Source organism: Alteromonas sp. MmMcT2-2 (assembly GCF_022348305.1).
In the GTDB taxonomy this organism is placed as follows: domain Bacteria; phylum Pseudomonadota; class Gammaproteobacteria; order Enterobacterales; family Alteromonadaceae; genus Alteromonas; species Alteromonas macleodii.
The window spans coordinates 1-7,077 of record NZ_JAKRFA010000084.1; the positions used below are offsets into that span (position 1 = coordinate 1).

Consider the following 7,077-nt stretch of genomic DNA (forward strand, 5'->3'; position numbering starts at 1 on the left):
TGGAGAAAGAGATCCTAAAAAAGGCGACGGTCTTCTTTGCCAAAGAAACCAAGTGAAATACGGTTTCATTACCCAACATAAGAAGACCTGGCCGATTAGTCTGATGTGTCAGGTTCTGGGAGTCAGTCGCCGTAATTACTACAGTGCAGTGCAACGAAACGAGCAACTTGAACCCGATCCGCAACATGATGAGCTAATTGAATGGGTACAGAAGATAGCAGATGCCAGTGACTATACCTATGGCGTCAGGCGAATGAAACGCGCGCTGAATTCGCTCGGTTATCCGGTTGGAAAACAGCGTACGAGAGCCTTGATGAAAGAAGCCGACGTGAGCGTTAGACGGCGTAGAAAATACAAAGTAACGACCAACAGCGACCATCAGCAACCTGTATTTGATAACGTGCTATCACGCGACTTTGATGCGCAAAAACCAGACCAGGCGTATGTCTCTGACATTACCTATATCTGGACGCAGGAAGGCTGGCTGTATCTGGCCGTTGTCATCGATCTGTTCTCACGCAAAGTCGTGGGTTGGAGTATGTCTTCTCGGATGAGTGCCCAGCTTGTGTGTGATGCCTTAACAATGGCTTTATGGCAACGTAAGCCCAAGGCTGGCCTGATACATCATTCGGATCGTGGTTCGCAATATGCCAGCCGACAATTTAGACAGCTACTGGCGCAGTACAAGGTAACAGGTAGCATGAGTAGGAAAGGTGATTGTTGGGACAATGCCGTTGTAGAGAGCTTCTTCGGCACATTAAAACAAGAGCGAGTGCAATGGCGTCATTACCAGAGCCGTCATGCTGCTCAGCAGGATATCCTGCAATATATTACTATGTTTTATAACAGCCAAAGAATGCACTCATATCTGGATTACAAAAGTCCAAACCAATATGAAGCTGACATGGCTAACTTAGGAAAAGCGGCTTAACTGGGTTGTGTGAATTTGGTTGACCACGTCAGTACCTTCAGGTGCCGAGTTTTCACCTATATAAATCATATGCTTGATATTGTCACATTTCAGCTTCAACTCTTTAGCTGTGTCGATAAAAGCATCATCAAAAAACAAAATGCTACATTCCGAATCATTTAATGAATAAAGGTTTTCTTTGACAGACCACCGAATATTTAATGGCACCATAACGCTGCCAGACCAAGGGATAGCATTTAAACACTCAAAATATTTATCTGAATTTAAAGCTAAAATTGCAATATGAATGCCTTTGCCTGCTCCGATGGCGGCTAGCCCACTTGCTGATTTCGCTACTCTGTTGTTAACTTCATTCCAGGTGTGCTCCCTGTCAGCGAAAGATGTTCCAATAGTGTTAGGTAAAATAGTAGCATTTCGTTGTAAAGCTTGATAAAAGTGCATAGCAACCTCTTATTTTTAGGTTTAAGTATTCTAGTTATTTATGAGTAAATTTTGCATAAAAGCCAAATATTGTATTTACGTTATAAAAAAATTTACAAGTAGTTGATAGGAATAGAATAATAATAATGCTAATTGTATACTCCAAAAACTAGCACGTAAGATAACCGCGATAATATTAGTTGAAATCATATGGATTACTGATTGAGCTATACGGGCATAAAGTAGGTAGATAACAGTTGAATTCATCATATCTAGTTGTTTAGAAAGTGCCGCCACAATGACTAAAGCACAGAACACTGGCAGCATCTCAAGACAGTTTAATTGGGCTCTTGTAAGCCTTTGACCAAAGCCAGGAGTATTACTGCCATCAGGATGAAAGTTATTAAGGGCAACTTTATTGCTACTCAAAAAAGTATAATAAGCTCTCATATTTAAGAGTATGAAGCTAAGAACTAATGTCCAGCCAGCAAAGCCCGTTAACGCAAGTAAGGTTTGATTCATGTTTTTTCCTGTTTGTTATTTAAAAAGGATATTTTTTTGATTTTGTTCCTGCCAAGCGGGCTATGTTCATTAATCACTGATTATTAGTATCCCCAAAAGCATCATATTGAATGATGTTTTTTTGGGTTAAGCCAGAACAATAAATAGACTTGAGGATTAACTTAATGAATCCAACAACAATTTAAGATGCACGGCCTAGCGAATAAATAATTTATAAACCAATTTATGCATAAATCCGCCAAATGGAGGAAACAAGAGGTGGGCGAAACTAATACGCCCTTTCTTTAAAATTGACTTGCCGTGAGAGAATGTTTTAAAACCCTCTTCCCCATGGTATTGGCCCATACCCGAAGCTCCAATGCCGCCAAAAGGCAAATCATCATTGGCCACATGAAAAGTAGCTTCATTAATACAGACCCCACCAGCATGAGTGTTCAATAAAATTTCTTGCTGGAATGCTTTATCAAAACTATAAATATATAATGCTAACGGTCTGTCATTTTTATTTATATAGTGAATAGCTTCTGCGGTATTTTTGTAGGTAATTATAGGGATGATAGGGCCAAAAATTTCTTGTTGCATCACTTTCATATCATCGTTGACATCAGTTAGCACGGTTAAAGGCATTTTTCTTTCTGTCTTGTTGATAGGTTCTGCAGTGAGCGGAGTTATATTTGCTCCATGACTTCTCGCATCGTCTAACAAACCATTTAATCGTTCAAATTGGGCATCATTAATAATACTGGTACAATCTTTATTATTAGTGATTTTAGGATACATTTTACTATAAATTTTCTGTAGTTCTTCAACTAACACTGTGACTTTATCTTCAGGACAAAAAATATAATCAGGCGCTACACATGTTTGACCTGAGTTAAGAACTTTACCTAAAATAAAACGCGAAACAGCAAGTTTAATGTCTATTATACCATCAATAATTGCAGGAGATTTTCCGCCTAATTCTAAAGTAACCGGTACAAGGTTTTTAGCGGCTGCTTGCATAACAATTTTACCGACATTGGTTGAGCCAGTAAAAAACAAATGATCAAATGCTAACGAAGTGAATGCCGTAGCTATTTCAACCTCACCTCCAATAATAGCAACTTGTTTTTGCTTAAAGACTTTATGAAGTAAACCGGCTAATAGCGTTGCTGTTACAGGCGTAAACTCCGACATTTTTAACATAACACAATTACCCGCTGCCAATGCCGTAGCTAAAGGACCTAAAGATAAAAATACAGGGTAATTCCATGGTACTACTACACCAACCACACCAAGAGGTTGAAACAAAATAGATGCTTTAGCGGGTTGAAATAACAAGTCTACTTTACGTTTTTTAGGTTTCATCCATGATTTCAAGTTTTTAATGGTGTAATTAATACCTGAAATAGTAGTGATAATATCGCCTATCTTTGTGTCATCAGCACTTCTACTACCAAAATCTTTATTTAAGGCCTCAACGAAATCATCTTGATTATCAAGCAGGAGCCTCTTGAGTTTTTTCAGATCTTTAACACGATCATCATAGCTCCGATAAGGTTCGGATGAAAAATAACATTTTTGTAATTCGAAACATTCTTTAACGTCATTTATGGTTTGAAGTACGTGCATATTATAAGTTTTCCAAGATAAGCATTTTTTTATTATTCAATTTAAACAACTGCATTGCATTAGCAATTTGCGCCAATATCTTATCGTTTATAACAGTGTAGCTTTAATGCCCTGCGGCTTTACTGTCTTTATATTGTGGGGTAATAGGTTTATGTTCTCTATCCTTCAACATTTCGTCTAGACAAGCATTTTGGCGTAACAAAATTGTCTCACTACTGGTTGTCAGCGATTTACATCACCTCATCAACATACGATAAGTCACAGCCGTTCAGACTCAACTACCAATACAACTAGATAGTGGCATTGGGCAGTCATATTCGAACTTGTTAATACAATGATAATTTTGCTCTGAGAGGGGATATTTGGCCTTGCCGTTGACAGCACGAGAGCCCCATATATGTCTAAGTAAATAAATGTGCGCTAAGAATCAATGTTTATGCCCAAATTTGGTTATATTGATTACTGCCCACTTTTATTTTACAGTTTAGTCACGCCTTGGTGTCGTCACGTTGTTGATTATGTTTAACGGAATGCCTATGATTACAGAATTTTACTCCCCTAAATATTAAATGGCACGAGGAAATAGTATGTCAGAAAAAAAAGAGCGTACCTATCTAATTGACGACCCTCAATTTTCAGTTCTTTCAAAAAAGGGGTTTTTCGGGAATATCCCACACTCGAAGCAGCTAGGCATGGAAACAGTCTCTTTGGAAAGAAACAGAGCCATATTTCGAATTCCCTTTGCAGAAAGCTTGGTGGGTGATCTCGCCAACGGGATCATCCATGGTGGTGTTATTCTGTCTTTAATGGACAGTGTTGGTGGTATGGCCACGTTTTGTGCTTTGCCTGCGATGGAATCCATTGCCACCTTGGATTTGCGTGTTGATTTTCTCAAACCTGCGTTGGCAGGGCAGGGCATTGAAGCGGCTGCGGAGTGTTATAAATTGACCAATACGGTGGCCTTTATTCGTGGTGTGGCTTACCAAACAGATATTAATGACCCCGTTGCGTCCTGCGTGGCAACTTTTATGCGCGCGTCCAGTAGTAAAATGCAAGGGGTAGTTAAGTAATGTCAGAGAAAAATGATTTCTTCAAATCAATACGTGAAACCAAAGAGTTTGATAAAGCCATTGAGATGATCCCTTATGCGAATTTTCTCGGTGTGCGCTTCTCTGAAAATGAAGATGGCTCTCTAGTATTCCGTATGCCATTTGATGAAAAAAACGTAGGTAATACTGCGCTGCCTGCTATTCATGGTGGTGTGATTGCGGGTTTTATGGAGAATGCAGCTATCGTAAGTTTAATGTGGGCAATGGAGTCCACCAGCGTGCCCAAAGTGATTGACTTTAATATCGACTACATGCTCTCGGGCCGCGCCCAAGAAACCTACGCGCGTTGTGATATCGTCAAATTAGGTAAGAGGATTGCTAATGTGCAGATCACTGCCTGGCAGGATGATCCAAATAAAGCCATCGCGGTGGCGCGCTCCCATTTTAAGCTGATCCACGATTAATCTGAAATAAATGAGACGCCACATGGAAAGTATCGTCTCCACGTAATATGGAAAGCTAGATTAAACAAGTTTAGAAGTCGCCGTAAAAACTTGATTTAATTCGATTATATTCCAATTTAAATAAACCAAATCTACGGCGACTGTAATAAACTACTTATGATTTTATTAGAAGACTTATCTATTAGTAGATCAACATCATCCACAAAAATATAATTAATTTCACTAATAAAACATGAATCTAGCATTGAATTAATAATAGGCTCTAATGATGGCAAAGAGATATTATCAAGCTGATTTATAAAGGATGTATTCGTATCCAAGTTAGTAGCTTTAAGGGATATAACTATTTTTTAAGAAGGGCTATGGGGTTGTTATCTGATTGAGATATAGATATAAGTATAGACTTTTTTAAATTTTTTGATTCTTGATAAAGTTTATCTAAAAGCTCTGTTTTTCCGAATCCAGGCTGGGACTGTATAAGGGTGAGCCTATTTCGATGGATGTTGAAATTTTTAGAGCGCATAGATTAATTAGAGAAAATGTTTCACTTCATTAAGTTTAGAAATACCACCTAGTAGTAAAGTAATATTTGCCACATCACAATACAGCGGTTTAAAGCCAAAATATGCCAGAAAAAAACTGACTTTGCTATAAGACTGTCGGCAATATTTCTTAACCACAATAGATTTATTTTTAATTATCCAATATTTAATTGTAAAAAAAAGCCTTCAGTAACAGCATTATAAATATAGGTTTGCATATTTTTCACGTAAAGGAGCTTTAAGAAACTTTCCTGTAGCTGTTTTAGTAATATCATCTACAAATAGAATGCGTTTAGGAACCTCGTAACCAGCAAGTTCGCTTTTACACATTTTTATTATATCAGTTTCCGTTATATTCACATTAGATTTTGGGATGACGATAGCGGTTACGGCTTCTGTCCAATGAGGGTGTGGTAAGCCTATAACGGTCACACCAGCTACGCTTGGGTGTGACATTATGACTCTCTCTACCTTAACAGAAGCAACGTTTTCACCGCCTGTTTTAATCATGTCCTTCTTTCTATCAACAAACATTAATTGGTGATCTTCATCAAAATAACCTAGATCCCCCGAGTGATGCCAACCAAAAGTAGATACTTCAGCGGTAGCTTCAGGATCTTTATAATAGCTATTCATTGCTGAAGGTGAACGCCATACGATTTCACCTATTTCACCATCGGGTAATATTACGCCATTATCGTCCATTACGGCTTGATCTGTTGTTGTTAACGCTTCTCCCCAGTAATTACCATCTTTATATGACCATTTATCATGAAAGACAGTGGTAACGGGGGTCATTTCTGTTTGTCCTGAGCCTAAGATAAACGGACATTTAAAAATAGCTTTCAAGCGGAGTAAGCTTGGTTTATCCATTGGTGCCATTGCATACATACAAGTATCTAATGCACTGAAGTCGTATTTTTCTATGTTAGGAACCTCTAGAAGCGCTTTCCACATTAAAGGTAAAAGAAAAATAAAGTTAACTTTTTCTTTTTCAATAATTTTGACAAAATCCTCTGGTTCAAACGTTCTAAATATAAGAACCGTACCACTCATATGCAATACTGAGGTTGAAATTAGGTGTTGTGCACAATGAAACATTGGCATAACCGATGTACCTATACCTTCTTTTTTTATGCCTAGCTCAATAGCTGCTGATAGGCTATTGATAAATAGGGCAAGATGAGAAGTTTCTACACCTTTAGGTTTAGATGTTGTGCCGCTGGTGTATAAAATTTGTAGAGGATCGCGATCGCTAATAATTAGATCTTCATTTTCTTTATCAGCAGCACTTTCAAGTAACTGATTAAAACAAAGGTAGCTATCTGGCACGTTGCAACCTGTAACAGGTATTGAAATCTGAGCTATCCCCACGAATAGTAAAATAAAGTCAAAGAGTTAGGGAACATTCATGGCATTTGGTGATCAGATCTTTCGCCAAAAAAAACCAACACAGAAAACACCATGAATGCACGCTCTATATTGAACAATCTTGTCTCTTTTGTCAGCCATAAAATGCATAAAACCCGCAAACAGGC

The 7,077-nt window shown here is 38.1% G+C and carries 7 protein-coding genes; 3 read left to right on the forward strand and 4 right to left on the reverse strand.

The features are described from left to right. A partial coding sequence (locus MHM99_RS20510) for an IS3 family transposase (protein ID WP_239220428.1) occupies positions 1-931 on the forward strand: 931 nt, incomplete at its 5' end. On the opposite strand, the gene MHM99_RS20515 is transcribed toward MHM99_RS20510, so the two are convergent. The 3 genes from MHM99_RS20515 to MHM99_RS20525 form a co-directional block, all read right to left on the reverse strand. Continuing rightward, positions 914-1,372, reverse strand: a complete 459-nt coding sequence (locus MHM99_RS20515) for an AMP-binding protein (protein ID WP_187447825.1) — start codon at positions 1,370-1,372, stop codon at positions 914-916. The two genes, MHM99_RS20510 and MHM99_RS20515, sit on opposite strands and share 18 nt — an antisense overlap. A gap of 75 nt (positions 1,373-1,447) precedes the next feature. Then, positions 1,448-1,873 (reverse strand): MAPEG family protein, encoded by a 426-nt coding sequence (locus MHM99_RS20520; RefSeq protein WP_187447826.1) that lies wholly within the window; start codon positions 1,871-1,873, stop codon positions 1,448-1,450. A gap of 195 nt (positions 1,874-2,068) precedes the next feature. Continuing rightward, positions 2,069-3,484, reverse strand: a complete 1,416-nt coding sequence (locus MHM99_RS20525; RefSeq protein ID WP_187447827.1) for a coniferyl aldehyde dehydrogenase — start codon at positions 3,482-3,484, stop codon at positions 2,069-2,071. Between the two features lie 587 nt (positions 3,485-4,071). On the opposite strand from MHM99_RS20525, the gene MHM99_RS20530 reads away from it, so the two are divergent. Next, positions 4,072-4,554: a PaaI family thioesterase gene (locus MHM99_RS20530; protein ID WP_187447828.1), complete on the forward strand. Its 483-nt coding sequence runs from the start codon at positions 4,072-4,074 to the stop codon at positions 4,552-4,554. Then, positions 4,554-4,997, forward strand: coding sequence for a PaaI family thioesterase (locus tag MHM99_RS20535; protein WP_187447829.1), 444 nt, complete (start codon positions 4,554-4,556; stop codon positions 4,995-4,997). Before MHM99_RS20530 ends, MHM99_RS20535 begins: the two co-directional genes overlap by 1 nt. A 740-nt stretch (positions 4,998-5,737) precedes the next feature. On the opposite strand, the gene MHM99_RS21435 is transcribed toward MHM99_RS20535, so the two are convergent. Beyond that, positions 5,738-6,871, reverse strand: coding sequence for an AMP-binding protein (locus MHM99_RS21435; protein WP_239220429.1), 1,134 nt, complete (start codon positions 6,869-6,871; stop codon positions 5,738-5,740). Between the last annotated feature and the right edge of the window lie 206 nt (positions 6,872-7,077).